Here is a 25,088-nt window from a genome sequence, read left to right on the forward strand (position 1 = left end):
CAGCCCAGCACCATCAGGCTGCAAAAGGAATCCTCACAGTCAGCCCAGGGCGGCGACGAGCTCCGTGGCCTGCCGGATCGCCCGCTTGGCGTCCAGCTCGGCGGCCACGTCGGCCCCGCCGATGAGGTGCACCGGGACGGCGCCGGTGTCGTGGCCGGCGTCGAGCAGCGCGTCGTGCAGCTCCCGCAGCGGCTCCTGGCCGGTGCACAGCACCACGGTGTCGACCGGCAGGACCCGCTCGGCCGGCTCCGTGCCGTCGGCTCCCGGCACGGTGAGGTGCAGCCCGTCGTCGTCGATCCGCCGGTACGCCACCCCGCTCAGGGTGCGGACGCCCCCGGCCCGGAGCGAGGCCCGGTGGATCCAGCCGGTCGTGCGGCCCAGCCCGGCCCCGAGCTTGCCGGGGGAGCGCTGCAGCAGCGTCACCTCGCGCGCGGGCCGGTCGGGGCACGGCGCGGCCAGGCCGCCCCGGGCGGACAGCGTCGTGTCGACCCCCCACGCGCGGTAGAAGTCCGCGCCCGGGGAGTGCAGGAGGAACTCGGCGACGTCGAAGCCGATGCCCCCGGCCCCGAGGACGGCCACCCGGCGGCCCACGGGCGCCCCGTGGTGCAGGACGTCCCGGTAGCCCACGACCGACGGGTGGTCGACCCCCTCGATCGCGGGCACGCGGGGCTGCACGCCCGTGGCGAGCACGAGCCGGTCGAAGCCGCCCAGGTGCCCGGGCCCGGCCGGCGTCCCGAGCCGCACGTCCACGCCCAGCTCGGCGAGCCGCACGCCGTAGTAGCGCAGCGTCTCCGCGTACTCCTCCTTGCCGGGGATGCGCAGGGCCATGAGGAACTGCCCGCCGATCCGGTCCTCCGCCTCGAAGAGGGTCACGGCGTGCCCGGCCTCCGCGGCGTTGACGGCGAAGGCCAGCCCGGCGGGGCCCGCGCCGACCACGCCGATCCGCTCGGCGCGGCGGGTGGGGCCCAGGCGCAGCAGGGTCTCGTGCCCGGCCCGGGGGTTGACCAGGCAGGACGCGGTCCGGCCCGCGAAGGTGTGGTCCAGGCACGCCTGGTTGCACGCGATGCACGTGTTGATCGTGTCCGGCCGGCCGCCCGCGGCCTTGGCCACGAAGTCCGGGTCCGCGAGCAGGGGCCGGGCCAGGGAGACCATGTCCGCGTCCCCGTCCGCCAGGATCCGCTCCGCGGTCTCCGGGGTGCTGATGCGGTTGACGGCGACCAGGGGGATCGAGACCTCGCCCTTGAGCCGGCGCGTCACCCACGAGAAGCCGCCGCGGGGGACCACCGTGGCGATGGTGGGGATGCGCGCCTCGTGCCAGCCGATGCCGGTGTTGAGCAGGGTGGCGCCGGCGGCCTCGACCGCCCGGGCCAGCGTCACGACCTCCTCCAGCGTGGAGCCGCCCGGGACCAGGTCCAGCATGGAGAGGCGGTAGACCAGGATGAACTCCGGACCGGTGCGCTCCCGCACGCGGCGGACGATCTCCACGGGCAGGCGCATCCGGTTCTCGAAGGACCCGCCCCACCGGTCGGTGCGGTGGTTGGTCTCGGCGGCGACGAACTCGTTGATGAGGTAGCCCTCGGAGCCCATCACCTCCACGCCGTCGTAGCCGGCCTCCCGGGCGAGCGCGGCGGTGCGGGCGAAGTCCTCGACGGTCCGCTCGATCTCCTCCGGGCTCAGCTCGTGCGGGACCACGGGGCTGATGGGGGCGCGCAGCGGGCTCGGCGCCACGGCGTCGGGCGTCCTCGCGTAGCGGCCGGCGTGCAGGATCTGCAGGGCGATCCTCCCGCCCTCGGCGTGCACGGCATCCGTGACCGTGCGGTGCCGGGCCACCTCCTCGGGCGTGCTCAGCACGGCCCCGCCGGCGTGCGTGGCGCCCTCGGGGTTCGGTCCGATGCCGCCGGTGACGATGAGCCCCACTCCGCCGCGCACCCGCTCCGCGTAGAACTCCGCGAGGCGCTCGAACCCTCCGGGCAGCTCCTCGAGGCCGGTGTGCATCGACCCCATGAGCACCCGGTTGGGCAGGGTGGTGAAGCCCAGGTCCAGGGGCGCGAGCAGGCGCGGATAGGGCACGGTCATGTGATACTCCTCGTCTCAGGTACTTGGGTCACCGTAGGCGAGGAGTGAGCCGCCTCACAAGCGCGGCGCGGCCTCAGAGGCGGGCCAGCAGGTCCTTCCAGGTCGTGCGCCACCGCGCGACGTCGTCGGCGGAGGCCAGCCCCTGGTGCGTGAGGGCCACCGTGGCGCGGCCGTTCCCCCTGGCGCCGATGGTCGCGGCGACCCGGGTCCCGTCGGCGAGCCGCACGCGCCAGTAGCGCCACCTCTCGGTCGCGGCGGTGGTGGGCGGCTGCCGGAACGGGACGCCGCGGACCTCCGTGCGCCCCGCCATGAGCTCGGCCCACCGGGCGAGCGCCTCGTCCGGGGTGCCGGCCACCGTGCGGCTCGCGCTCAGCCCGAAGCTGCCGTCCGCGGCCTGGCCGGGGCGGCGGGCTCCCGTGTGCTGCTCCCAGGCCACCGCGACGGACTGGCCCCACCACTCGTGGTTCTCGACGACGCCGTCCAGCTGCTCCGCCACGCGGCGGGCGACCTCGGCGTGGCTCATCTCCCGGGCGCCGAGCTCCTCGAGCCGCGCCGTCCAGGTCTCCCACGGGACGCCGGTGGCCCGGGCGATCCCCTCCGTGCTGATGCCGCGGGTGCTCACGGGGCCGTGGCGCCGCCGCGCCGGGTCAGTCCCCGGCCGTGGGGCCGGGGCCGCCCGCCCCGGCGCCGAAGTCCGGGTCGGCGGGGTCGGCGGCGTCGCCCGCGCTCGGGACGCGCTGGCCGGCGTTGGTCTGGCCCAGCGGGTCCTGCGCCGTGTCGAGGTCGCGGGCCGGGGTGTCCGGCACGCCGACGTCGTCGGCCAGGTGCGGGTCGTCGGGGAGCTGGTCGCCGGATCCGGGAGTCGTGTCCATGGCCCCAGCCAACCAGCGGCTCCCGGTCCTGGCAAGGGCCGCCGCGGCGGTGCCGGCACCGGTGCGGCCCCGGCCGGCGACGCCGGCGGGCCGGGACGCGGATATCGCGCTCAGCGAATCAACAGGGTGCTGACAGTCTGGGGGTGTCGTGCCATAGTGGGACGCAGAGGCCCGCTCCGGCGGGGCATTCATCGTTGTCGATCAAGGCCGCCGCCCGGCGGCGGCCGGAAGCAGGAGACGAACCCATGGCCACCCCGAACCAGCGCACCGCCCCCTACACCGTGCCCGGTCTGTCCACCGAGAACGGTCACGAGGTCGCCCAGACGCTGCAGCAGCGCCTGCACGCCCTCAACGACCTCCAGCTCACGCTCAAGCACGCCCACTGGAACGTGGTGGGCCCCAACTTCATCTCCGTCCACGAGATGCTGGACCCGCAGATCGAGCTCGTGCGCGGCTTCGTGGACGAGCTCGCCGAGCGCATGGCGACCATGGGCGTGGGCCCCAGCGGCCTGCCCGGCGACCTCGTCCGGGCCCGCACCTGGGATGACTACTCGGTCCACCGCGCCACCGGCGTGGAGCACCTCGCCGCCCTCGACCTCGTCTACAACGGCGTGATCGAGGACCACCGCGACGCGATCCAGAAGGTCGGCGAGCTCGACCCGATCACCGAGGACATGCTCATCGGCCAGGTCCGGGAGCTCGAGCTCTTCCAGTGGTTCATGCGCGCGCACCTCGAGAACAGCGGTGGCGACCTCCAGCACGGCGGCGCCCGCACGGAGCGGGGCGCGGCGGAGTCCGCCGCGCAGTAGCCCGCCCCGCGATCGTGGCAGCCCCCGCCCGTCCCGGCCCCGTGGACCCCCGTGGTCCGCGGGGCCGGGGCGCGTTCACGGCCATGACCTTCAACGTCCGCCGTCCCCTGGAGAGGTACCGGCGGGTGGCGCCGGACGCGTGGTTCACCCGGGCGCCCGCGGTGCGCGCGGTGCTCCGGACCCACCGGCCGGAGCTGGCCGCCCTCCAGGAGGTCCACCCGCAGCAGCTGCACCACCTGCAGCAGGCCCTGGGGGCGGACCACGTCCTGCTGGGGGGAGGGCGGGACGCCGACGGCCGCGGTGAGCGGTGCCTGCTGGCCGTGGACACGGCGCGCTTCGGCATCGAGCACTGGGAGCAGCGGTGGCTGTCCCCGCAGCCGGAGCTCCCCGGGTCGAAGTGGCCGGGCGACCTCTTCCCCCGCACCCTGGTGCTGGCCGAGCTCACGGACCGGCGCACGGGGGTGGCCTGGCGGGCGGTCGCGACCCACCTCGACCCGTGGCCGGAGCACAGCCGGCTGCGCCAGCTCGCCGCGCTGCAGCGCCGGCTCGTCGGCGGGGACGGGCCCCTGCTGGTCCTCGGGGACATGAACGCGGCCGCCGGCCGGTCCCGCACCTGGGACGCCGCGCTCGCCGGCGGGCTGCGGGACACCCTGCCGGCCGACGCCGCGGGGACCTTCCACCGCTACCGGCGGCCCCGTGCCCGGACCCCGCGCCTGGACTGGATCCTGTACGGCGGCCGGGTCCGCGTCCTCGACTCCCGTGTCCTGGCCGAGCGCCCGCGCGGGGTCTGGGCCTCGGACCACTTCCCGGTGCTGGCCGAGCTCGAGCACGACGACGGCCCCGCCGGCTGAGGACGGGGCCGCCGGTGCGCGGGCCGGTCAGTACACGATGCCGAACACCCACAGGCCGAGGGTCATCGTCACGAGGGTGATCAGGACGACGCCCACGACGTTCAGCCACAGCCCGCCCCGGATCATCTGGCCGATCGTCACGTAGCCGGAGCCGAAGGCGATGGCGTTGGGCGGGGTGGCCACCGGCAGCATGAACGCGCACGTCGCCGCCAGGGCCACCGGGATGGCCAGCAGCATCGGGTCCATGTCCAGGCCGAGGGCCACGCCCCCGGCCACCGGCAGGAACGTGGCCGCCGTGGCCGTGTTGCTGGTGAGCTCCGTCAGGAAGATCACGCCGGCGGCCACGACCAGGACCAGCACCAGGACGGGCACGGCGCCCAGCGCCTCGACCTGGGCGCCGATCCACTCGGTGAGCCCGGAGCCCGAGAACTGGGAGGACAGCGCCAGCCCGCCGCCGAACAGGAGCAGCACGCCCCAGGGCAGCTTGACCGCGGACTCCCAGTCCAGCAGCCGGACGCCGCGCTCGGCGCCGGCGGGCAGCAGGAACAGCAGCAGCCCCACGACCATGGCGATCCCGGCGTCGCTGATCGGCGGGGAGTCGAAGATCACGGGCACGAACACCCAGCTGAAGGCCGCCAGCGCGAAGATCGCCAGCACGAGCTTCTCGCCGGTCGACATGGGTCCGAGCTTGTGCAGCTCGTTGTCGATCAGCTTCCGGCCGCCGGGGATCTCGTCGATCTCCGGCTTGAACAGCACCTTGGTGAGCAGGAACCAGGCGATCGCGAGCATGACCACGGACAGCGGCACGCCCACGAGCATCCACTGGCCGAAGCCCACGGTGATGTCGTGGGCCTCCTGGAGGTAGCCGACCATCAGGGTGTTCGGCGGGGTGCCGATGATCGTGCCGAGGGAGCCGATGGACGCGGCGTAGGCGATGCCGAGCATCAGGGCGGTGCCGAAGTTCGAGGCGATGACGGCCTCCTTCACCTCCGCGCTCTGCGGGTCGGCGCCCGCCAGGTCGGTGTCGGCGGCGCCGGCCTCGGCGGCGGCGTCGGCCATCAGGTTGGGCAGCAGCAGCAGGACGGACACGCCGATGGGGATCATCATGACGGCCGTGGCGGTGTTGGAGACCCACATGCTGAGGAAGCCGGTCGCGATCATGAAGCCGGCCACCATCTGGGCCGGCTTGGTGCCCATGACCCGCACGGTGCGCAGGGCGATCCGCCGGTGCAGGTTCCAGCGCTGCATCGCCAGGGCCAGGAGGAACCCGCCCATGAAGAGGAAGATGATGTTGCTCCCGTAGGAGGCGCCGACGTCGTCCACGGCCACGTCCGGCGCGAGCACGGGGAAGATGATCAGCGGCAGCAGGGCGGTGGCCGGGATCGGGATGGCCTCCGTCATCCACCACACGCCCATGAGCCCGGCGGTGGCGGCCGTGAGCCGGGCGTGCTGGGCCAGGTCCGCGGGCAGGAGCACGTAGATCAGCAGCGCCAGGACCAGTCCTGCGACGAGCCCGCTCCACTTGATCCGGTGGGTCTTGTGGTGCTCCGCGGGGGCCCGTTCTCCCGGCGACCGGTGGTCGCTCTCCTGCGCGTGGCCGGGTCCCGGGGCGTCGTCCTCCAGGCGGGGTCCGCCGGCCGATGGCGTGCTGCCCATGTCTCCTCCAGGTGTGCTCGTGGTGGGTGCGCGGTGCGTCATGTTCCGGACGTCCCGCCGGCCCACGGCGCGGTGCGCCGGGAGCCCGTGCGGCTGCCGGCCGCGGCTGGGGTCTCTCCGCTGGTGGCCTGCACCACCGGCAGCCGGATGCAGGCGGCGAGGTGCTCCCGTGAGGTCTGCCGCCCCGCCGGGGGGCTGCTGCCGGTGCCCGGTGGCGGGACGGGCGGCGGGACGGTCTCCGCGCACTCGTCGGCCGCCCACGGGCACCGCGTGCGGAACACGCACCCGGACGGCGGGTCGAGGGGGGAGGGCACCTCGCCCTCGAGCGGGGCGGTCCGGCGGCGGCGCTCCGCCACGGGGTCGGCGGACGGGGCGGAGGCCATCAGCGCCTTGGTGTAGGGGTGGGCGGGGGCGTCGAAGAGGTCCCGGACGTCCCCGTCCTCCATGAGCCGGCCGAGGTACATCACGAGGACGTGGTCGCTCATGTGCTCCACGACGGCGAGGTCGTGGGCGATGAACAGGTACGTGAGCCCCAGCTCGTCCTGCAGCCGGTTGAGCAGGTTCATGATCTGCGCCTGGACGGAGACGTCCAGGGAGGCGGTCGCCTCGTCGAGGATGACGAGGTCCGGTTCTCCCGCGAGCGCCCGGGCGATGGACACGCGCTGGCGCTGCCCGCCCGAGAGCTCGTGCGGGTACCGGTCCAGGAAGCGCCGGGAGAGGCCCACGAGCTCGAACAGCTCCGCGACCCGGCGGCGGCGCCCCTCCCTGTCCCCGCCGAGGCCGTGCACCTCGAGGGGCTCCGACACGGCCCGGGAGACGTGCTGGCGGGGGTCCAGGGACGCGAACGGGTCCTGGAAGACCATGGCGATCCGCCGCCGCAGGGCCTTGAGCTCACGGCCCCGCACGGAGGTGATGTCCTGGCCGTCGAGCAGCACGGTCCCCGCGCTGGGCTCCACCAGGTGCATCAGCGCGTTGGCCACGGTGGACTTGCCGGAGCCGGACTCGCCCACCAGGGAGACCGTCTGCCCCCGGTGGACGTCGAAGTCGATCCCGGCCACCGCCTGCACCACGCCCTTGCCGCGGTCGGTGGTGACGGGGAAGCGGACCTGCAGGTCCCGCACGCTGAGCAGCGGCCCGTGGTCGTCGGTCATCGGGGGCCTCCTCGCCGGTCGGTGCCGTCCGCGCTCCCGCCGTAGAAGGTGCGGACCACGTGCTCCGGGCCCACCGGGGTCTCCGGCGGGCGCTCCGTCTCGCAGCGGGGGTCCCCGCGCACGGGGCAGCGGTCCCAGAACAGGCAGCCCTGGGGCAGGTGCTTCGGGTCCGGCGGGCTGCCGGGGATCACGGCGAGCTCGCCCTTGCTGCCGGCCGTCTGCGGCCGGGAGGCCATGAGGCCCCGGGTGTAGGGGTGGCGGGGGTCGGTGAAGAGCTCCTCGAGGGGCGCGGACTCCACGATCTGCCCGCCGTAGAGCACGGCCACCCGGTCCGCGATGCCCGAGACCACACCGAGGTCGTGGCTGATCCAGATCACGCTCATGCCGCGGGACTCCTGCAGCTCCTTGACCCGCTCGAGGATCTGGGCCTGCGTCGTGACGTCGAGCGCGGTCGTGGGCTCGTCCGCCACGAGCAGCTCGGGGCCGCAGGCCAGGGCCACGGCGATCATCACGCGCTGCTTCATCCCGCCCGAGAGCTGGTGGGGGTAGGAGGAGAGGCGGGTCGGGGGGTCGGGGATGCCGACGGCCTCGAGCAGCTCGAGCGCCCGCCGCCGCGCGTCGCGGCGGGTGAGGCCCAGGTGGAAGCGCGGGGCCTCCGTGAGCTGCTGCTCCACGGTCAGCACCGGGTTCAGGGACGTGGAGGGGTCCTGGAAGATGAAGCCCACCCGCCTGCCGTGGACGCCGCGCAGCTGCCGGGGAGCCATCGTCACGATGTCCTGTCCGTCCAGCAGGGACCGTCCGCCCACCCGGGCGGGCGGGGAGTCGATCAGGCCGGTGGCCGCGAGCACCGTCATGGACTTGCCGGACCCGGACTCGCCCACGATGCCCAGGGTCCCGCCCCGGGGCACGGTGAAGGACACGCCGTTGACGATCTCCGCGGGGCCGATCCGGACGGTGAGGTCCTGGACGTCGAGCAGCACGTCCGGGTCGGCGGCGGCCGGGTCGGTGGGGCGGCGGTGCTCGGTCGTGCGCATCAGGCGCTCCTGCGGATCTCGTCGGCGGTCCGCTGGCGCGGGTCGAGGACGTCGCGCATGCCGTCGCCCACCAGGTTGAACGCCAGCACGGTGAGGAAGATGGCCAGGCCCGGGAACACGCTCATCCACCAGGCGTCGTAGATGAAGGCCTGGGCGTCGTAGAGCATCCGCCCCCACGAGGGCTCGGGCGGCTGGACGCCCAGGCCCAGGAAGGACAGCGCGGCCTCGGAGAGGATCGCGAAGGCCAGCGAGAGGGAGGTCTGGACGGTGATGGGCCCCATGATGTTCGGCAGCACGTGCCGGCGCAGGATGAGACCGTCGGACGCCCCGACGGCCTGGGAGGCCTTGACGTAGAGCTCCTCGCGCACGGCGAGCGTGGAGGCCCGGGTGATGCGGGCGAAGATGGGCGTGTAGACCACGCCGATCGCGATCATCGCCGTGGTCAGCCCGGGGCCCAGGACGGCCACGATGGCCATGGCCAGCAACAGGATGGGGAACGCGAAGAGCACGTCCGCGCTGCGCATGATCACCGTGTCCGTCCAGCCGCCGAAGAAGCCGGCCACGAGGCCCAGGGCCACCCCGACCACCAGGGCGATGCCCACGGCCACGAGCCCCACGGTCAGGGAGATCCTGGCGGAGAGCACCACGCGGGAGAACACGTCCCGGCCCAGCTCGTCGGTGCCGAACAGGTGCGCGCCCGAGGGCGGCTGCAGGGCGTTGACCACGTCGATGTCGTTCGCCCCGTACGGGGCGATCCAGCGCCCGAGCACGGCGAGCAGGACCACGAGCACCAGGATGGCCAGGCCGGCGGCCGTGACCTTGTTCGAGACCAGCATCCGCAGGGTGCCGGTGCGGCTGACCTCCTCCGGGGTCTCCGCCGGCTCGGCGGGCCGCGGGACGGGCCCGGTCCGGCCGTTGCCGGCGCCGGGGGCGCGGGGGTCGGGCGAGGGCGTCTCAGGGCTGCTCATGACACACGGATCCTCGGGTCGACGACGGCGTACAGGATGTCCACCAGCAGGTTGATCAGCAGGAAGATCAGGGCGATCAGCAGCACGGTGCCCTGGACCACCGGGTAGTCGCGGGCCGCGACGGCGTCGAACACCAGCCGGCCCAGACCCGGCCACGCGAAGACCACCTCGATGACGATGAGCCCGCCGAGCATCGTGGCGGCCTGGACCCCGGCCACCGTGAGGATCGGCACGAGCGCGTTGCGCAGCACGTGCCGGCCGACCACCGTGCGGCGGGGCAGGCCCTTGGACCGGGCGGTGCGCACGTAGTTGGAGCCGACGACGTCGAGCACCGCGGAGCGCACGTACCGGGTCATGATGGACCCGGAGACCACGCCCACGGCGAGCCCCGGCAGGACCACCCGCTGGAGCCAGCCCCACGGGTCCTCCGTGAAGGGCACGTACCCGGACGGCGGCAGCAGCCCCAGCATCGTGGAGAACACGATGATCAGGAGCAGGCCGAGCCAGAAGTCGGGGACCGAGACGCCGAACTGGCTCACGGCCCGGATCCCGCCGTCGGCCGCGGAGCCGCGGCGCAGGGCCGCCCAGGTGCCGAGCGGGAACGCGATGAGCAGCGCGATCGTGATGCCGGCGAGGCCGAGGGACACCGTGGCGGGCAGCCGGTCCAGCAGGATGAGGGTGACCGGCTCGCCGCTGCGGAAGCTCACCCCGAGGTTCCCGGTCAGGGCGTTGCCGATGTAGGCGAAGAACTGCACGAGCAGGGGCCGGTCGAGTCCGGACGCCTCCCGCAGCGCGTCGTAGGACTCCTGGGTGAAGCGGGTGCCGAGGGCCACCCGCACGGGGTCCCCGGGGACGAGCTGGAGGAGGGCGAAGACCACGACCAGCACGCCGAGGAGCACCACCGCGGTGTGCAGCAGGCGCTTGACGAGGAATCTCAGGAACGGGCTGGTCATTCCGGGTCCTCCTCGAGCCGGACGTCGTTGAACCGGACGGCCCGGTCCGGCCGGGGCTCGTACCCCTCCAGCTCGGGGACCCACGCCTGGACCACGTCGGGGTTGTAGAGGTAGACGTAGCTGGCGTCGTCCACGATCTGCTCCGCCGCCCGGTCGTAGAACTCCTTGCGGGCGTCCTCGTCGGTCTCGGTGCGCCCCGCGTCCAGGAGCCGGTCGACCTCGGGGCTGCTGTAGCCCTGGGCGTTGTTCGAGCCCTCGGAGTGGTGCTGGTTGTAGTAGTAGTCGTTGACGTCCACGTTGCCGAGCCAGCCCAGGAGCAGCATGTCGAAGCTCCCGCGGGCCTGCTCGTCGAGCCAGGTCGCGAAGTCGAGGGTGCGGATGTCCGTGGCGACCCCGATCTCGGAGAGGTTGGCGGCGATCACCTGGGCCGCCGTGACCGTCTCCGGGAACTCGTTGGTGACCATGAGGTCGACGGTCTCCCCGGCCAGGCCCGAGCTCTCGGCGAGCTCGCGGGCGCGGTCCAGGTCCTGCTCGAACGGCGCGTACTCGTGGTGCCAGACGGACGTCTCGGGAACCGCGGTCTGGTTCACGGTGGCGTTGCCGTACCAGGTGACCTGGGCGATGGCCTCCCGGTCGATGGCGTGGGCGACGGCCAGGCGTGCGTCGAGGGAGTCGAAGGGCGGGCGCTGCTGGTTCATGGTCACGTACCAGTAGTCCGTCGAGGGGACGCTCGCGACCTCGACGTCGGGGTTCTGCCGCAGCGAGTTCACTCGCTGCGGCGGGATGGAGTCGGTCCAGTGCACCTCCCCGGCGGTGAGGTCCGCGAGCGCCGTGGTGCCCTCCGAGATGAACCGGTAGACGACCCCGGGGACGTGGGGGCCCTCACCCCAGTAGTCCTCGTTGGCCCGCAGGGTCACGGCCGTGCTCGCGGAGTTGCCCACCACCTCGAACGGTCCCGTGCCCACCGGGTCGAGCTGGACGTCCCCGCTCTCCACGTTCTGCCGCTCGACGATGGCCATGCCCTTGTACCCGCCGATCGCGGCGAGCAGCGCGGGGGTCGGCTGGGACACGTCGATGCGCACCGTGTGCTCGTCCACCGCGACGACGTCCTCGACGGCGGAGAGGCGGTAGGCGTTGGCCAGCTGCTCGTCGATGATCCGGTCGTAGGAGTACACGACGTCCTCGGCCGTGAACGCGGAGCCGTCGTGGAACGTGACGCCCTCCCGGAGGCGGAACGTCCAGGAGAGCTCGTCCTCGCTGACCTCCCAGGACTCGGCGAGGGCGGGCTGCATCTCGAGGTTCTCGTCGGGCTGCACCAGGGTGTCGTAGACGTTCTCGAGGATCTGGAAGGAGAAGTAGGCGCTCGTGTTGTGCGGGTCGAGCTGGTCGGGCTCCCCGGCGATGGCCACCCTGAGGTAGTCGTCGGTGTCGACCTCGCCGGCCCCCGCCAGGTCCACGCCCTCGCCCGCGGAGCAGGCGCCTAGGGCGAGGCACACGGCACCTCCCAGCGCGACGATCCGTGCTCCGCGTGCCATCCGCCGCCTCCGGTGGTAGGAATGAGCCGTCCGCCCGGGAGGACCCGGCGGGTGCCCCGTTCGGCCGCCCTGCCGGTGCGCACCCGGTCGTGGGTGTCGTCCCACCCTATGCATCCGGGACTGCCCACCACCACACCCGCGGCACCGGCGTGCCGGGACGGGCGGCGTCCGCCCCGGTCAGCGCGGGGACAGCCATCGACAAGGAACCGGTCGTCACGGACGTGACGGCCAGGAGGTGATCGTGACCTACACCGTGATCGCCCGGAGCGCGGACTCCCGTCTGCTCGGGGCCGCCACGGCGAGCTGCTCGCTCGCCGTGGGCAACGCCGTGCCGGCCCTCGTGCCCACCGCCGGGGTGGTGGCCTCCCAGGCGTGGACCAACCGGCGGCTGCGCTTCGAGATGCTCCGCACCCTGCACCACGGGGGCACGGCCGAGGAGGCGATCGCGGCTCTCACCGACGCCGACCCCGACCTGGCGCTGCGCCAGGTGGCGGTCCTGCCCGTGGCGGGGCCCGGGGCGCACCTCACCGGCAGCCTGTGCACGCCGTGGGCCGGGGGCGTGGCCGGGGCGGACTTCGTGGTGATCGGCAACTACCTGACCGGCCCGGAGGTCGTCGAGGCGATGCGCGCCGCGATGGACGAGGCGCTCGCGGTGCCGGGGCCCACCAGCACCCAGATGGGGCGGGCGCTGCTGGCCTGCCTGCGCGCGGGCCAGGACGCGGGCGGCGACAGCCGGGGGCAGCAGAGCGCCGCGGTGCTCGTGGCCGACACGCTCGCCGGCTTCCAGTACCCCGTGCTGCTCGACGTCGACCTGCGCGCCGACAACTCGCCCACCCCGCTGGACGACCTCGAGGAGATGCTCGCCCTGAAGGGCCGGGCCCACCCGGCGCCCGCCGAGGTGGTGCCCAGCACCGAGGTCCCGCACCGGCCCGAGGACGAGGGGCTCTGGTCCACGGTCCTGTCCTGACCGGCCCGGGGTGGGCGGCCCCCGCCGGGTGGCCTACCCTCGGTCCATGACCACTCGAGCTCCGCTCCCGCCGGTGCGCCGCGGCCCCGCAGCGGGGCTGGCCGCGCTCCTCCTCACGGGAGCCACGGTCCTCGCCGGCTGCTCCCCGCAGCCGGCGGGGACCGCCCCGGACGGCGCCGGGGCGTCGTCCCCGTCCTCGACGCCGTCCCCGTCCACCACGGCGGCCGCGTCCTCGACGCCGGGCCCGGCGGCGGCTCCGGACCGGGTGGAGGTCGTGGTCACGGGCGACGTCCTGCTCCACCCGGGGCTGTGGGCGCAGGCCGAGGCCGACGGGGGCGGGGAGCTGGACTTCGGCCCGCTGGTGGAGGGCCTGCGCCCGTTCACGGAGGGCGCCGACCTCGCGGTCTGCGACATGGAGACCCCGCTCGCCGCGCCCGGGGGGCCCTTCTCCGGCTACCCCTCGTTCGAGGTGCCGCCGCAGATCGTCCCGGCACTGGCGGAGATCGGCTACGACGCGTGCACCACGGCCACGAACCACGCCCTGGACGCCGGCCCGGAGGGCCTCGAACGGACCCTCGACGTCCTGGCGGACGCCGGCATCGCCACGACCGGCACGTACCGCTCGGCGCAGGACGCGCAGGAGCCGCTGGTGCTGGACGCCGGCGGCGTGCGTGTCGGGCTCGTGACGGGGACCTACGGGCTCAACGGCAACGTGCCGGACGCCGCGTGGCGCGTGGACCTGCTGGACGTGCCCGAGATGGTCGGCAAGGCGCGCCGGGCCCGGCAGGCGGGGGCGGAGATCGTGCTGGCCGCGGTGCACGCCGGGCAGGAGTACTCCTCGGCACCCGACCGGCAGCAGCTCGAGGTCACGCACGCGCTCGCCGACAGCGGGGAGTTCGACTTCGTCTACGGCCACCACACGCACTCGGTGCTGCCGATCGAGAAGCACGGCGACACCTGGATCGTGCACGGGCTGGGCAACAGCCTCTCGGAGCACGCCACCCGGGTGCCGGTGAACAACGAGGGCCTGACGGTCAGCATGTCCTTCACCCGTGAGGACGGGCAGTGGGTCGCGGGCGACCCGGTGTGGACCCCGCACATCCTCACCCTCGACCCGATCCGGTGGTGCGCGCTGCCGGCCGAGGACGTCTGCCGCTCGCGGGAGGAGGACGCGGCGTCCCTGGCCCGCACCGCGCGCACCGTGGGGGCGATGGGCGCCGAGGCCGACGGCGCCCGCCCGTGGCGCCCGCTCACGCTCTCTCCCGCGGGACCGCAGGACCCCGCAGGAGCGCAGCGTCCCGCGGGGCCATAGCGCCCTGCAGGACCGCGGCACCCCGCGGAACCACGGCGCCCCGCGGGGCCGCGGCACCCCGCGGAACCGCAGCGCCCCGCGGGGCCGCGGCGCTCAGTCCTCGCCGAGGGCGACGAGCGCCTGCACCGGGGCGTGGTCGCTGGGATGGCCCCCGGCGAAGCGGGCCGGGTTGATCGCGCTGCGGCTCACCCGGACGTCGGGGCTGGCCAGCACCCAGTCGATGCGCTCCTCGCCCAGCACCGCCTCGCGGTAGTCCGGGAAGGTGCCCCACTCGGGGGTGAGCCGCTCCTCGGCGGCAGCCCAGGTGTCCTCGAGCACCCCGGAGCCCACGAGCGTGGTGTAGGCCCCGGAGTCCTCCGCCACCGCGTTGAAGTCCCCGGTGACCACGGTGGGGGTGTGCGGGCGGAAGCTGTGCACGAGATCGACCAGGGCCTCCGCGCTGCGGTCCCGGGCGTTCTCGGAGTCGTGGTCGAAGTGGGTGTTGACGAGCACGAGCTCGGCGCCGGTGCCGCGGTCCAGGAAGCGGCCCCAGGTGACGATCCGGGGGATGTCGTTGCCCCACGTGGTCGAGCCGATGAGCTCCGGGGTGTCGGAGAGCCAGAACTGGTCCCACTCCAGCAGCTCCAGGCGCCGTGCGTCGTAGAAGATCGCGGAGTACTCGCCCTTGCTGCCCCCGGCGCGGCCGTAGCCGACCATCCGGTAGCCGGCGGGCAGCGCCTGCTCCACCGCCGGCAGCTGGTGGTGCAGGGCCTCCTGCACCCCGAGGAGCGTGGGCTGCTCGAGCTGCAGCAGCCGCGCCAGCCGGGGCGCGCGGTCGGGCCAGTGGTCCGGCTCCCCGGTGCGCGTGCCGCTGTGGTGGAAGCGGATGTTGTAGCTCATCACGTGCAGGGCGCGGCCCGTGGCGGGCCCGATGAGCGGCGCCGCGGGATCGGCGACGCCGGGAGTCGTGCAACGGTCGAGAAGGACGGTGTCTGGTGACATCACTGCTCCAGGGTGGGGGAGTGCGGGGGCGTCGTGGTCCCATGGTGGACCGGGCGGTCCGACCGCGGAGCCACCGCAGGGGAACCCCGGGTGGCCGTCGGATGAATTCGCGGCGTCCGCCACGGGGGACGCGGCCCCGTGGCTGCCGGTGCACGGCTCAGGCATCGGAGGCCGCCACGGGGAACTGCCGGATCTGCCCGGCCGCGAGCTCGTGGACCCGGCCGTCCACGCACACGCGCACGGGCTCCGCGGGGCCCGGACCGAGGTAGAGCCGCAGCGCGGAACGGGTGACCTCGACCTGGATGGGCTGGTTCCGGTAGCTGATCGAGAAGGACACCCTGGGCAGCTCGGGCGGGATCGCCGGGTGCAGCCACAGCATGTCGTCCCGCACCTCCAGGCCCGTGTAGCAGCGGGTGAGGATGTCCACGGAGCCGGCCATGGCGCCCAGGTGCACGCCCTCGCGGACGGTGTCCCCCTGGGCGTCGACGAGGTCGCTGTTGAGCGCCCGCGTCAGGAAGGACCAGGAGCTGCGCCGGTCCCGGCGGGCCTCGACCCAGGAGTGCACCACGTCGGAGAGCGTGGACCCGTGCGAGGACCGGTCGCAGTAGAAGGCCACGGTGGCCCGGACCGCCTCCGCCGGGAAGTCGTAGCCCATCTGCCCCAGCAGCTCCCGCAGCTCCTCCGCGGAGAACAGGTACAGGAGCATCAGGACGTCGGCCTGCTTGGCCAGCCGGTAGTCGTTCGTGGACAGCCCCTCGGCGTCCAGGATGAGGTCGAGGCGGCCGATGTACCCGTAGCGGGCCCGGTAGTCCTCCCACGCGAACTCCGGCAGCTCCTCGTAGCCCTCGAACTGGGCGAGGACGCCGTCGGCCAGGAACGGGACGCGCAGGCGCGTGCGGATCTGCTCCCAGCGGGCCAGCTCGTCCTCCCGCAGGCCGAGGCGCCGCCACAGGGGGCCGCCGTAGTCCTGGCCGAGGCGCTCGACCATCTCGGCCGCCCGCGCGAGCAGCCAGGCCGTCATGACGTTCGTGTAGGCGTTGTTGCGCAGCCCCGACCCCGGGGCGCCGGGGTAGCCGTCGTGGAACTCGTCCGGGCCCATCACCCCGGTGATCACCCACCGGTCGTCCTCGGGGTCGTGCACGGCCAGGCTCGCGAAGAACCGGGCGATCTCCACCACGAGCTCGGCGCCCTCCTCGATCAGGAAGCGGGTGTCGCCGGTGGCCTGGTAGTAGTGCCACACGCTGTGCGCCACCGCCAGCCCCACGTGGCGCTGCAGCCGCGAGTGGTCGGGGATCCACCGGCCGGTGCGGGGGTTGAACAGCGCCCGCGGGGTCTCGTCCCGGCCGTCGCTGCCGCTCTGCCACGGGAACATGGCGCCCTCGTGGCCGGCCGCGCGGGCGGCCGCCCGCGCCTCGGGCAGGCGCCGGTACCGGTAGGCGAGCAGCGCCCGGGTCCACTCGGGGCGCCGGAGGGTGAGCATGGGGTAGACGAACATCTCGTCCCAGAACACGTGGCCGCGGTAGCCCTCGCCGTGCAGCCCGCGGGGCGGGACGCCGGCGTCCAGGTCCGGGTGCGCGGCCGCCACCGACTGCAGCACGTGGAAGGTGTTGAGGTTGACGGCCAGGCCCTGCTGACCGCCGGTGTCGGTGGCCACGGCGAACGCCGACCACAGGGCCTGCCACGCCACCACGTGCGCGGAGAGCAGCTCGTCGAAGCCGCCCGCCCGCTCCAGCAGCGTGGTCGCGGCGAGCGCGGGCGTGGAGATCGCCCGGTCCTGCGAGGTCACCAGGGCCACGACCTTCTCGATTCGCACGGCCCGGCCGGGGTCCATCCGCAGCCGCAGCTCGTGGCCCACCACGCCGGGGGCCGGCCGGGCCGGGACCCGGGAGAGCAGCCGGTCCTGGGAGCCGCTGCGGAGCACGCGGGTGCGGGCGGCCACGGCGATCCGGACGCCGGACTGGGACGTGGTGGCCTGGACCCGCACGGTGCCGTGGCCCAGGTCCTCGAGGAGGGCGTCGTCGAGGTGGCGGCCGGACAGGGCGGCGTCGTCCGCGACGTTGCGGTTGTGGACGTCGGCGTCCACGAGGCTGCGCACGGTCAGGGTCCCGCTCCAGTCCTCGGCCTCGAAGACCGTCTCCTGGCCGGCCAGGTGCCGCTGGTCCTGGGAGACGAACCGGCGGGTGGTCACACGGGTGGTGCGCCCGGCCTCGTCCCGGAAGCGCAGGGCGCGGGTCAGCACCCCGGTGCGCAGGTCGAGGTCCTGGTGGTGCTCCAGCACGTTCTCCGGGGCGGGCTCGAACCAGTAGCCGTCCTGGACGCGGTACTGCACCAGCAGCCAGTTGGGGGCGTTGACGAGGTCCTCGTGCTCCAGGACGAGGCCGGTGACCTCGGAGCGCAGCCGGTTGTAGACGCCCGCGAGGTAGGTGCCGGGGTAGTGGCTCCCGCCGGCCCGGGACTCGCACGCGGCGCCGCGCACCGCCATGTACCCGTTGCCGAGGGTGCACAGCGACTCCCGCATCCCCTCGCGCGGCGGGTCGAGGCACGAGTAGGTCAGGTTCCACGGGCTGTCCCCGCCGGAGCCGCCGCCCCACTCCGTGTCCTCGGGGGACGCGGCCAGCGGGATGTCGAGGTCCGTCAGGCTGTCCACCACGAGGTGGGCGCCGGCGGCGAGGAGCCGGCCCCGCCGGCCCGCGCCGTCGAGCCCCACGACGAGCCCGAAGCCGTGGGCCACGGCGGCCCGGAGCAGGCGGTCGCTGTCGCTGACCACCACGATGTGCTCGGGCTCCACCGCGAGCCGGCGGGAGGCGAGCAGCAGGGACGCGGCCGGCGGGTGCCGGTCCGGCCCGCCCGGGCGCGAGGCCCCCTCCGGTGCGGGCTCGGCCGCGACCACGATGTCCGCCGGAGGCCCCTCGGGCAGCTCCGGGTGGGTGGTGATCAGCGCGGTGAGCACGCCCTCGGTGTGCAGACGGGCGAAGAGCTCGGCGGCGTCGGCCCCGTGGCGCGGGTGCCGGCCGCCGATCGGGGGTATCGGGACGGGGGCGGGGTCCTCGCCCGCGCGGGCGGCGTCGTCGGGGCCGGGCGCCGTCCCCGACGGCGCGAGGGCGAGCACCACCGCTCCGTAGGTGCTCCTGCCGTGGACGGCAGGCTGCTCCAGGACGCCGCTCATGCGGTCATTGTGCCACCTGCCTCCGTCAGGTGCCGGAGGCGGGCCGCGCGGGGGTCAGTTGATCGTGCTCAGGCGGATGGTCTCGGGCAGCCCCAGGATCTGCTCGATGACCTCCCGGGTCACGCCGTTGCCGGCGTCCGTCACGAGGTAGCCGGTGTCCCCGCGGGTGGACAGCTGCTGGCGGTCGATGTTGATGCCGTGGCCGCCCAGGACGCTGTTGACGGTCGCCAGCACGCCGGGGACGTTGCGGTGCAGGTGCAGGATGCGGGTGCCGCTGACGGCGGTGTCCAGCTGGACCTGCGGCATGTTCACCGACAGGGTCGTGGAGCCCGAGGTGACGAAGGACGAGAGCTTCCCGGCCACGAACCGCCCGATGTCCACCTGCGCCTCCTGCGTGGAGCCGCCGATGTGCGGGGTGAGGATCACGTTGGGCAGGCCCTGCAGCACCGAGCTGAACGGGTCCCCGGCCACCTTGGGCTCGTTGGGGAAGACGTCCACGGAGGCGCCGGCGATGTGCCCGCTGACCAGGGCGTCCCGCAGCGCGTTGTAGTCGACCACCATGCCCCGGCACAGGTTGAGGAACAGGGACCGGGGGCGCATCCGCTCGAACTGCTCCCGGCCGAAGAGGTTGTTGTTGCTCGAGCGGCCGTCCACGTGCAGGGAGACGGTCTCGACCCGCTCCAGCAGCTCCTCCAGCGTGTCGCAGCGCTGGGCGTTGCCCAGCGGCAGGCGGTCCACGACGTCGTAGTAGTAGACGCGCATGCCGAGGGTCTCGGCGAGCACGGACAGCTGGGAGCCGATGTTGCCGTAGCCCACGATCCCGAGGGTGCGGCCGCGGACCTCGTGGGCGCCCTTGGCGGACTTGTCCCACACGCCCTCGTGCATGGCCTTGTTCTTGTCGGTGAGGTGCCGGGCCATCGAGATGATCTCGGCGATCGCGAGCTCCACCACGGACCGGGTGTTGGAGTAGGGCGCGTTGAAGCACGTCACGGCGTGCTCGGTGGCGGCCGCGAGGTCGATCTGGTTCGTGCCGATGCAGAAGGCGCCCACGGACAGCAGCTGCGGGTGGGCCTCGAACACCTCCCGGGTCACGTGGGTCTTCGACCGGATCCCGAGCAGCTCGACGCCCTCGAGGGCCTCGACGAGCTCTCCGGTGTCGAGGGCGCCCTTGCGGGTCTCGACCTCGATGCCCCTCTCGGACAGGATGCGTTCGGCCTCGGGGTGGACGTTCTCCAGGAGCAGTGCTTTCACAGTGACCCAGTCTATGGCTCCGGCGCGGGCGCCGACGACGCCGGGCGTCACCCCGGGGGCGGATGTGGTGCACATCACCCCGCCCTCGCGGAGCCCGAGGGGCGCGCGGACGCCGGCCGGCCGGTGCGGAGCCCGTGGACGTTCCGCTCCGGGCCGGCGCGCTATCGAGCAGTACTTCCACTGTTGTCCGCCGGCCGGTGACGGACGTGTGCGATCGTGATTAGCATCACCACCACCCCCCGCTCCGGCGCGGCCCGTGCCGCGCCGGAGCCAGCCTCATCCCCCAGGAGGACCAGCACGTGATCCCTCAGCACCAGGACCCCGCACGCGCCACGGACCGTCCGCGCCGCCGGCGCCGGACCGCGGCGGCGCTCGCGCTCGCCGCAGCCCTTCCCCTCGGCGCGGCCGCCCCCGCCGCCGCGGACGCGAACTTCCCCTCCACGGAGGGGCGGACCAGCACCTCCAGCATCCTGACCCCCGACGACGTGGTGCAGGAGCTGCAGAAGCTCGAGCGGACCAGCCGCTACGGCGTGGACGCCTTCACCCTGGCGGAGGCCGGGACGGCGGTGAGCACCTCCGAGCAGGGCCGGGACCTGTGGGTCGCGACCGTCGGCTCGGGCGAAGAGCACGTGTGGCTGCAGGGCCGCATCCACGGCAACGAGCCCTACGGCACCGACTCCCTGCTGAGCCTGCTCAAGGACCTCGGCACCAACGGCTCGGCCGAGTACGAGCTGCTGCGCTCGACGTTCACCTTCCACGTCATCCCCATGTACAACCCGGACGGCGCCGAGGCCAACATCCGGCACACCGTCCTGTGGGACCAGGTCTCCGGCGCGCCGGAGGGCGGGACCCCGCAGCGCATCGACCTCAACCGCGACTGGACGGCCGAGGGCTTCGCGGCCGACGAGTCCCGCGCGTTCTACGAGTACTGGACGACCGTCGACCCGGCGTGGGGCGTGGACATCCACCACCAGGGGCTCAAGAAGGAGTACGGGACCGGCGACGACGTCACCCTGTCCCTGGGCATCTCCCTCGCCCCCGGCGGTCCGACCCTGCCCGGGCTCGAGGGCGGGGCCTACGACCGGCTCACCCGGCAGATGAACGTGCACGTCTACGACGAGCTCTCGAAGTACGGCTTCGTCAACATCGACCGCTACCAGGTCGGCGGCAGCCACGAGATCGACATCAAGGGCGGCGTCGTCTCGGCGATGATGCTCGGCCTGGACCACGGCGGGCTCAACCCCGAGGGGCACTCCCACCCGGTGGTGTTCTTCGAGACCTCGGGCAACTCCTCGGACGGCAGCCTCGGCCAGAAGGCCCGCGGCAAGAGCGTGCGGCAGAACGTGCTGGCGCTCGAGGAGCTGCTGCTCGGCCTGGCCACCGGCGAGGTCCAGCAGGAGGACCCGGAGCGCTGGGACGAGATCCCGCACGCCCCGGTCACGGGCTACCAGACCGACTACGCGGGCCTCCTCCCGGTCGGCGGCTGACACCGGGCCGGGGCACGGAAAAGGCGGGGCGGGACATCCTCTCGGATGTCCCGCCCCGCCTGCGTGGTGCGCGAGGGGGGAGTTGAACCCCCACGCCCTCTCGGGCACACGGACCTGAACCGTGCGCGTCTGCCTATTCCGCCACTCGCGCTCGTCGACCACCGCGGCGGACCGCTGTGGGCAACGACGACAAGCCTACCCGGACTCGTCCCCGATGGCCAATCGGCGACCGCCGGTCGTCCGTCAGTAAGCTTGCCGCATCCCGGGCAGGGACCGACGACGGCACACAGGGAGCGCGGATGGAACCGGACAGCAGCAATCTCGAGGAGAAGCGCAAGGAGCTGGGGCGGACCGACGAGCCGCTCGAGGACGAACTGGTCGAGGAGTTCGACAACACCGTCACCGAGGGCGCGGAGCGCCTGACCCGCACGTGGCGGGCGCTGGCCATCACCGGGCTGTTCGGCGGCATCGACGTGGGCGTGGGCATCCTCGCCTACCTGGCGGTCAAGGAGGCCACGGGCTCCGACCTGCTGGCCGGGGCCGCGTTCGGCTTCGGCCTGCTCGCCCTGCAGCTCGCCCACTCGGAGCTGTTCACGGAGAACTTCCTGGTGCCCATCTACGCGGTCGTCTCCCGGCACAGCACCTGGCTGCAGCTGGGACGCTTCTGGACGGTGACCCTGCTGACCAACCTCCTGGGCGGATGGCTGTTCACGTGGTTCGTGGTGGCGGGGTTCCCGCAGTTCCACGACACCCTGGAGAAGTCGGCGAGGCAGTACCTGGAGGGCGGGCTGACCCTGGAGTCGGCCGCCCTGGCGCTGCTGGCCGGCAGCACCATCACGCTCGGCACGCGGATGGCCCAGGGCTCGGGCAGCGAGGTGGTGCACACCTTCATCGCGCTCATCGACGGCCTGCTGGTCGTCGGCCTGGGCATGCTGCACGGAGCGCTGAACTCGGCCATCATCTTCGGGGCGATGCACGCGGGCGCGGACATCTCCTACACGGACTGGCTGCTGTGGATGCTGTGGGTCATCCCGCTGAACATGGTGGGCGGGCTCGTCGTCATCACCCTGCCGCGGCTCGTCCGCACGCTCGAGCTGATCAAGAAGGAGCGCGCGGAGCAGAACCGCCGGCACGCCGAGGACGGACGGGTGGTCTGAGGGCTCAGCCGACCACGAGCCCGGTGGTCAGGGCGAACGCCCCCCACAGGCCCGTCAGGGCGAAGAGGGTGATCGGGGCGAGCAGCGCGATCTCCGCGGCCGAGCCGGCGTTGCCGATCAGCGGCACCGTGAGGAAGGAGCGGTTCTTGTACACCGACCGGGGCAGGGGCAGGGGCATGCGCAGGGGATAGAGCAGGTGGATCCCGCGCGTGGTCACCAGGTCCCCGGCGAGGTGGGCGACCACCCCGGTGGCCACGGCCGCCGGGAACCACCACTCGTGCGCGGGCGGGTGCAGCCCCACGACGACGCCCAGCCCGATCCCCACGACCCAGTTGAGCTTCGCGACCCGGTCCGGCACGAAGGCGAGCACCTGCACCGCGAAGGCGATGAGCAGCACGGACATCACCGCGGCGAGCGGCCACACCCAGCCCAGGCCCTCCACCGGGATCCCGATCTTCTGCGCCGCGGCCGCCAGCGCGGTGAACACCGCCACCCCCAGCAGGGAGTGGGTGCCCCGCCGGTGGCCGCCGGCGAGCCGGCAGATCCCGCGGGCCAGCCACGTGGACAGCGGGCGGAGGGACCGGGCCACGGTCCCGTCCGGGTGGTCGAGGTCCGGGAGCAGCGCCGCCCCGGCGGTGACGAGCGCGCCGGTGAGCACACCGGTGTCGCCGACGTCCAGGACCCCCCAGCCGATCGGGACGGTGAGCTCCTGCAGGCGCAGTTGGTAGTCGGCGGTCAGCGCCACCCACGCGGCCGCCCCGCAGGCCGCATGGCTCGGTCCCATCATGAGATCGACGTCCTCCTCGGACTCCCGGTTCCGGCGGGCCGGTCGGCACCACCAGCGGAAACCCTAGGGCCCGGCCCGGACAGCGCAGCGGGACCGCCCGGGCGGGCGGTCCCGCTGCCGTCGTCGTCCCCCCGCCGCGGCCGCCGCGGCCCGCGTGCTCCGCGTCAGGGGGCGGGCACGGCCCGCCACCCCGCGGAGTCCACCTCGACGACGACGGGCGCCCGCCCGCCCATGCCCCGCCGCCGCAGTGCCTCCGCGATGTCACCGGCGGGGGCCGCGACCACGAAGGTCTCCCCGCGGAACAGGTCGGCCGAGTCCTCGACGAGCGACGTCAGCTCCCCGGCGCCGCGGGCCGTGAACCGCTCGGCCACGCGCAGCCGGGCCGTCCACGGCGGGGGAGGGGCGGCGTCGTCGAGGAGCACGGCGGTGGCCGGGCACTGCAGGTCGGTCATGGCCCCAGTCTTCCCCCGGGGGCGCGGCGGGGGAAGACTGGGGCCATGACCGACCCCGTGGACCCGATCACCGTCGCGGCCGCCCGGGCCCGCCTGGCCGCGGACGCCCACCGCGGCGTGGAGTCCGACGCGTGGGTCGCGGGCCTGGCCGCCTCCGGCGGCCCCCACCGGCCGGGCACGCCGCGGCCCTCCCCGGGGGACGTCCTCTCCGGGCGCGACGACGCCCACAGGGCCTCCTCCGAGGGCGACCGCCGGTCCGCCGAGTGGGTCCGCGACCTCGCCGACCGGGGCGGCTGACGCGGTCCCGGCCGGTCAGTCCGCGGACTTCGGCTGCCCCGGCAGCTGCTGCGCGCAGCCGGGGGTGAGCCAGGCCTTCACGTAGCCGCCGGACTGGTAGGCGAACTCCCGCAGCGGGCCCCGCGGCACGTCCGGGTAGTCGAAGGAGAGCACGTCCAGCCGCCCCGCGAAGCAGCGCTCCAGCAGCAGGCGGGAGCGGGCCACGTGCTGGCGGTAGGTGAGCACGCTGACGTGGTCCCACCCCCGCTGCTCGCTGAGCGCGCGCAGCTCCATGGCCTCGCCCTGGGTGGTCGAGGGATCGGGCCGGAAGCAGATCACCTCGTAGTCCCGGCCGCCGTCCTCCGCGCAGGTCTGCGCGGCCCGGGCGTAGTACACCCGTCCCGAGGCGTCGCCGAGGTCGCGGGTGCCGGGATTCGCCACGACCAGCACCGGCGCCATCCCGGCGTCCATGAGCCGCAGCGCCTCCGCCATGCGCGTCCGGTCCGGAGGACCCAGGACGAGGAGGGCGTCCGAGCGCGACGGGGCGTCGGTCCGGGGGTGCTGGAACACGACCCAGCCGGCGATCAGCCAGGCCAGGCCCAGGGCGAGCACCGTGACGAGGGCGCGGGTGACCCACGCGGAGCGCGGGGTGGTGCGGGCACTGCGGGGCATCGCGCCGCTCCTCGCCGGTCGTCGGGGCAGGGTCCGGATCAGCCGACATTGTCGCACCCGCCGCTGGGCGCGGGCGCCGTGTGACGGGCCGGGGCCGCCCGGACGGGGCGGCCCGGGCCTACGATGTAGGACGCCGGTGCCGCGTGCACCGGGGCCCGACGACCGAGGAGGACGGACCGCATGACGGTGGAGGACGAGTCCGGCGTGCTGTGCCGGGTGCCCATGCGCTGGGGCGACATGGACCCGTACGGGCACGTGAACAACGTGGAGGTCGTGCGGCTGCTCGAGGAGGCGCGGATCGCGGCCCTGGGCGTGCCCGTGGGCACCGGCGACCAGGTGGAGCCCCCGCTGATCCCCTTCTTCTCCGCGCTGCCGGAGGGCACCCAGGCGCTGATCACCGAGAACCGGATCAAGTACCTCCGTCCCCTCGAGTACCGCAACACCCCGGTGGAGGTCCGGGTGTGGGTCGTCTCGGCCCGCGGCGGTGCCCTGACGCTGGGCTTCGAGATCACCGACGTGGTCTCCCGCCGGGCGTGCGTGCGGGCCGAGACGCGGCTCGCGTTCTTCGTGCCCGCCACCGGGACGGTGCTGCGCATCTCGGCGGAGCAGCAGGAGCTCCTGGCCCCCCACGGGGGCCCGCTCGTCTTCCGCTGACCCGCGCGGGGGCCCGCCGGA

23 protein-coding genes and 1 tRNA gene are annotated in these 25,088 nt (G+C 74.0%); 8 read left to right on the top strand and 16 right to left on the bottom strand.

Annotated features, from left to right (window positions below; translation table 11 throughout):
* Positions 1–39: 39 nt before the first annotated feature.
* The 3 genes from AVL61_RS15170 to AVL61_RS15180 all read right to left on the bottom strand — a co-directional run bounded on the left by AVL61_RS15170 (position 40) and on the right by AVL61_RS15180 (position 2,948).
* Complete coding sequence (locus tag AVL61_RS15170; RefSeq protein WP_058875166.1) at positions 40–2,076, bottom strand: NADPH-dependent 2,4-dienoyl-CoA reductase; 2,037 nt, start codon at positions 2,074–2,076, stop codon at positions 40–42.
* Positions 2,077–2,149: 73 nt separating this feature from the next.
* Positions 2,150–2,698 carry a hypothetical protein gene (locus AVL61_RS15175; RefSeq protein ID WP_058875167.1) on the bottom strand — a complete coding sequence of 183 codons (549 nt, stop codon included), beginning with the start codon at positions 2,696–2,698 and terminating at the stop codon, positions 2,150–2,152.
* A 25-nt stretch (positions 2,699–2,723) separates the two neighbouring features.
* A complete protein-coding gene (locus AVL61_RS15180; RefSeq protein WP_058875168.1) occupies positions 2,724–2,948 on the bottom strand; it encodes a hypothetical protein in 225 nt (74 codons plus the stop codon).
* A 245-nt stretch (positions 2,949–3,193) separates the two neighbouring features.
* On the opposite strand from AVL61_RS15180, the gene AVL61_RS15185 reads away from it, so the two are divergent.
* Positions 3,194–3,757 carry a Dps family protein gene (locus AVL61_RS15185; RefSeq protein WP_058875169.1) on the top strand — a complete coding sequence of 188 codons (564 nt, stop codon included), beginning with the start codon at positions 3,194–3,196 and terminating at the stop codon, positions 3,755–3,757.
* Between the two features lie 83 nt (positions 3,758–3,840).
* Positions 3,841–4,608 carry an endonuclease/exonuclease/phosphatase family protein gene (locus AVL61_RS15190; protein WP_058875170.1) on the top strand — a complete coding sequence of 256 codons (768 nt, stop codon included), beginning with the start codon at positions 3,841–3,843 and terminating at the stop codon, positions 4,606–4,608.
* 27 nt (positions 4,609–4,635) lie between these two features.
* Here the strand turns inward: AVL61_RS15190 and AVL61_RS15195 are convergent, their stop codons facing one another.
* The 6 genes from AVL61_RS15195 to AVL61_RS15220 are packed head-to-tail and all read right to left on the bottom strand — an operon-like array spanning position 4,636 to position 11,905.
* Complete coding sequence (locus AVL61_RS15195; RefSeq protein ID WP_058875171.1) at positions 4,636–6,264, bottom strand: SLC13 family permease; 1,629 nt, start codon at positions 6,262–6,264, stop codon at positions 4,636–4,638.
* A 38-nt stretch (positions 6,265–6,302) separates the two neighbouring features.
* Positions 6,303–7,415, bottom strand: a complete 1,113-nt coding sequence (locus AVL61_RS15200) for an ABC transporter ATP-binding protein (RefSeq protein ID WP_058875172.1) — start codon at positions 7,413–7,415, stop codon at positions 6,303–6,305.
* Positions 7,412–8,449, bottom strand: a complete 1,038-nt coding sequence (locus tag AVL61_RS15205) for an ABC transporter ATP-binding protein (protein WP_058875173.1) — start codon at positions 8,447–8,449, stop codon at positions 7,412–7,414. The genes AVL61_RS15200 and AVL61_RS15205 overlap by 4 nt, the downstream gene beginning before the upstream one ends.
* Positions 8,449–9,417: an ABC transporter permease gene (locus AVL61_RS15210; RefSeq protein WP_082697221.1), complete on the bottom strand. Its 969-nt coding sequence runs from the start codon at positions 9,415–9,417 to the stop codon at positions 8,449–8,451. The genes AVL61_RS15205 and AVL61_RS15210 overlap by 1 nt, the downstream gene beginning before the upstream one ends.
* Positions 9,414–10,370 carry an ABC transporter permease gene (locus AVL61_RS15215; protein ID WP_058875174.1) on the bottom strand — a complete coding sequence of 319 codons (957 nt, stop codon included), beginning with the start codon at positions 10,368–10,370 and terminating at the stop codon, positions 9,414–9,416. Before AVL61_RS15215 ends, AVL61_RS15210 begins: the two co-directional genes overlap by 4 nt.
* Positions 10,367–11,905, bottom strand: a complete 1,539-nt coding sequence (locus AVL61_RS15220; protein WP_058875175.1) for an ABC transporter substrate-binding protein — start codon at positions 11,903–11,905, stop codon at positions 10,367–10,369. The genes AVL61_RS15215 and AVL61_RS15220 overlap by 4 nt, the downstream gene beginning before the upstream one ends.
* A gap of 241 nt (positions 11,906–12,146) precedes the next feature.
* Between AVL61_RS15220 and AVL61_RS15225 the strand changes: the two genes are divergently transcribed.
* A complete protein-coding gene (locus AVL61_RS15225) occupies positions 12,147–12,872 on the top strand; it encodes a DUF1028 domain-containing protein (RefSeq protein ID WP_082697242.1) in 726 nt (241 codons plus the stop codon).
* A 46-nt stretch (positions 12,873–12,918) separates the two neighbouring features.
* Positions 12,919–14,184, top strand: coding sequence for a CapA family protein (locus AVL61_RS15235; RefSeq protein WP_231738442.1), 1,266 nt, complete (start codon positions 12,919–12,921; stop codon positions 14,182–14,184).
* Between the two features lie 93 nt (positions 14,185–14,277).
* On the opposite strand, the gene AVL61_RS15240 is transcribed toward AVL61_RS15235, so the two are convergent.
* The 3 genes from AVL61_RS15240 to serA form a co-directional block, all read right to left on the bottom strand.
* On the bottom strand, positions 14,278–15,165 hold the full coding sequence (locus AVL61_RS15240) for an endonuclease/exonuclease/phosphatase family protein (RefSeq protein WP_058875179.1): 888 nt from the start codon (positions 15,163–15,165) through the stop codon (positions 14,278–14,280).
* Between the two features lie 157 nt (positions 15,166–15,322).
* Complete coding sequence (locus AVL61_RS15245; RefSeq protein WP_058875180.1) at positions 15,323–18,331, bottom strand: glycosyl hydrolase family 65 domain-containing protein; 3,009 nt, start codon at positions 18,329–18,331, stop codon at positions 15,323–15,325.
* Between the two features lie 54 nt (positions 18,332–18,385).
* A complete protein-coding gene (serA, locus tag AVL61_RS15250; RefSeq protein ID WP_058875181.1) occupies positions 18,386–19,582 on the bottom strand; it encodes a phosphoglycerate dehydrogenase in 1,197 nt (398 codons plus the stop codon).
* 299 nt (positions 19,583–19,881) lie between these two features.
* On the opposite strand from serA, the gene AVL61_RS15255 reads away from it, so the two are divergent.
* A complete protein-coding gene (locus AVL61_RS15255) occupies positions 19,882–21,069 on the top strand; it encodes a M14 family zinc carboxypeptidase (protein ID WP_058875182.1) in 1,188 nt (395 codons plus the stop codon).
* A 64-nt stretch (positions 21,070–21,133) separates the two neighbouring features.
* Here the strand turns inward: AVL61_RS15255 and AVL61_RS15260 are convergent.
* Positions 21,134–21,220 (bottom strand) — tRNA-Leu (locus AVL61_RS15260).
* Between the two features lie 148 nt (positions 21,221–21,368).
* On the opposite strand from AVL61_RS15260, the gene AVL61_RS15265 reads away from it, so the two are divergent.
* Complete coding sequence (locus tag AVL61_RS15265) at positions 21,369–22,226, top strand: formate/nitrite transporter family protein (RefSeq protein ID WP_058875183.1); 858 nt, start codon at positions 21,369–21,371, stop codon at positions 22,224–22,226.
* A gap of 4 nt (positions 22,227–22,230) precedes the next feature.
* On the opposite strand, the gene AVL61_RS15270 is transcribed toward AVL61_RS15265, so the two are convergent.
* Together AVL61_RS15270 and AVL61_RS15275 are read right to left on the bottom strand one after the other, a co-directional pair.
* Positions 22,231–23,013: a metal-dependent hydrolase gene (locus AVL61_RS15270; RefSeq protein WP_058875184.1), complete on the bottom strand. Its 783-nt coding sequence runs from the start codon at positions 23,011–23,013 to the stop codon at positions 22,231–22,233.
* Positions 23,014–23,177: 164 nt separating this feature from the next.
* Positions 23,178–23,465, bottom strand: coding sequence for a hypothetical protein (locus AVL61_RS15275; protein WP_058875185.1), 288 nt, complete (start codon positions 23,463–23,465; stop codon positions 23,178–23,180).
* A 45-nt stretch (positions 23,466–23,510) separates the two neighbouring features.
* On the opposite strand from AVL61_RS15275, the gene AVL61_RS15280 reads away from it, so the two are divergent.
* A complete protein-coding gene (locus AVL61_RS15280) occupies positions 23,511–23,762 on the top strand; it encodes a hypothetical protein (protein WP_058875186.1) in 252 nt (83 codons plus the stop codon).
* A 15-nt stretch (positions 23,763–23,777) separates the two neighbouring features.
* On the opposite strand, the gene AVL61_RS15285 is transcribed toward AVL61_RS15280, so the two are convergent.
* Positions 23,778–24,413, bottom strand: coding sequence for a YdcF family protein (locus AVL61_RS15285; protein WP_058875187.1), 636 nt, complete (start codon positions 24,411–24,413; stop codon positions 23,778–23,780).
* A gap of 180 nt (positions 24,414–24,593) precedes the next feature.
* Here AVL61_RS15285 and AVL61_RS15290 point away from each other — a divergent pair, with 180 nt between their 5' ends.
* Positions 24,594–25,067: an acyl-CoA thioesterase gene (locus tag AVL61_RS15290; RefSeq protein WP_058875188.1), complete on the top strand. Its 474-nt coding sequence runs from the start codon at positions 24,594–24,596 to the stop codon at positions 25,065–25,067.
* Positions 25,068–25,088 lie beyond the last annotated feature (21 nt).

Source organism: Kocuria rosea subsp. polaris (assembly GCF_001483755.1).
Lineage (GTDB): Bacteria > Actinomycetota > Actinomycetes > Actinomycetales > Micrococcaceae > Kocuria > Kocuria cellulosilytica.

Excerpts from the sequence above, each read along its gene's own strand:
- AVL61_RS15170 (WP_058875166.1), bottom strand. The coding sequence starts at position 2,076 with ATGACCGTGCCCTATCCGCGCCTGCTCGCGCCCCTGGACCTGGGCTTC.
- AVL61_RS15180 (WP_058875168.1), bottom strand. The coding sequence starts at position 2,948 with ATGGACACGACTCCCGGATCCGGCGACCAGCTCCCCGACGACCCGCAC.
- AVL61_RS15185 (WP_058875169.1), top strand. The coding sequence starts at position 3,194 with ATGGCCACCCCGAACCAGCGCACCGCCCCCTACACCGTGCCCGGTCTG.
- AVL61_RS15190 (WP_058875170.1), top strand. The coding sequence starts at position 3,841 with ATGACCTTCAACGTCCGCCGTCCCCTGGAGAGGTACCGGCGGGTGGCG.
- AVL61_RS15195 (WP_058875171.1), bottom strand. The coding sequence starts at position 6,264 with ATGGGCAGCACGCCATCGGCCGGCGGACCCCGCCTGGAGGACGACGCC.
- AVL61_RS15200 (WP_058875172.1), bottom strand. The coding sequence starts at position 7,415 with ATGACCGACGACCACGGGCCGCTGCTCAGCGTGCGGGACCTGCAGGTC.
- AVL61_RS15205 (WP_058875173.1), bottom strand. The coding sequence starts at position 8,449 with ATGCGCACGACCGAGCACCGCCGCCCCACCGACCCGGCCGCCGCCGAC.
- AVL61_RS15210 (WP_082697221.1), bottom strand. The coding sequence starts at position 9,417 with ATGAGCAGCCCTGAGACGCCCTCGCCCGACCCCCGCGCCCCCGGCGCC.
- AVL61_RS15215 (WP_058875174.1), bottom strand. The coding sequence starts at position 10,370 with ATGACCAGCCCGTTCCTGAGATTCCTCGTCAAGCGCCTGCTGCACACC.
- AVL61_RS15220 (WP_058875175.1), bottom strand. The coding sequence starts at position 11,905 with ATGGCACGCGGAGCACGGATCGTCGCGCTGGGAGGTGCCGTGTGCCTC.
- AVL61_RS15235 (WP_231738442.1), top strand. The coding sequence starts at position 12,919 with ATGACCACTCGAGCTCCGCTCCCGCCGGTGCGCCGCGGCCCCGCAGCG.
- AVL61_RS15240 (WP_058875179.1), bottom strand. The coding sequence starts at position 15,165 with ATGTCACCAGACACCGTCCTTCTCGACCGTTGCACGACTCCCGGCGTC.
- AVL61_RS15245 (WP_058875180.1), bottom strand. The coding sequence starts at position 18,331 with ATGAGCGGCGTCCTGGAGCAGCCTGCCGTCCACGGCAGGAGCACCTAC.
- AVL61_RS15265 (WP_058875183.1), top strand. The coding sequence starts at position 21,369 with ATGGAACCGGACAGCAGCAATCTCGAGGAGAAGCGCAAGGAGCTGGGG.
- AVL61_RS15270 (WP_058875184.1), bottom strand. The coding sequence starts at position 23,013 with ATGATGGGACCGAGCCATGCGGCCTGCGGGGCGGCCGCGTGGGTGGCG.
- AVL61_RS15275 (WP_058875185.1), bottom strand. The coding sequence starts at position 23,465 with ATGACCGACCTGCAGTGCCCGGCCACCGCCGTGCTCCTCGACGACGCC.
- AVL61_RS15280 (WP_058875186.1), top strand. The coding sequence starts at position 23,511 with ATGACCGACCCCGTGGACCCGATCACCGTCGCGGCCGCCCGGGCCCGC.
- AVL61_RS15285 (WP_058875187.1), bottom strand. The coding sequence starts at position 24,413 with ATGCCCCGCAGTGCCCGCACCACCCCGCGCTCCGCGTGGGTCACCCGC.
- AVL61_RS15290 (WP_058875188.1), top strand. The coding sequence starts at position 24,594 with ATGACGGTGGAGGACGAGTCCGGCGTGCTGTGCCGGGTGCCCATGCGC.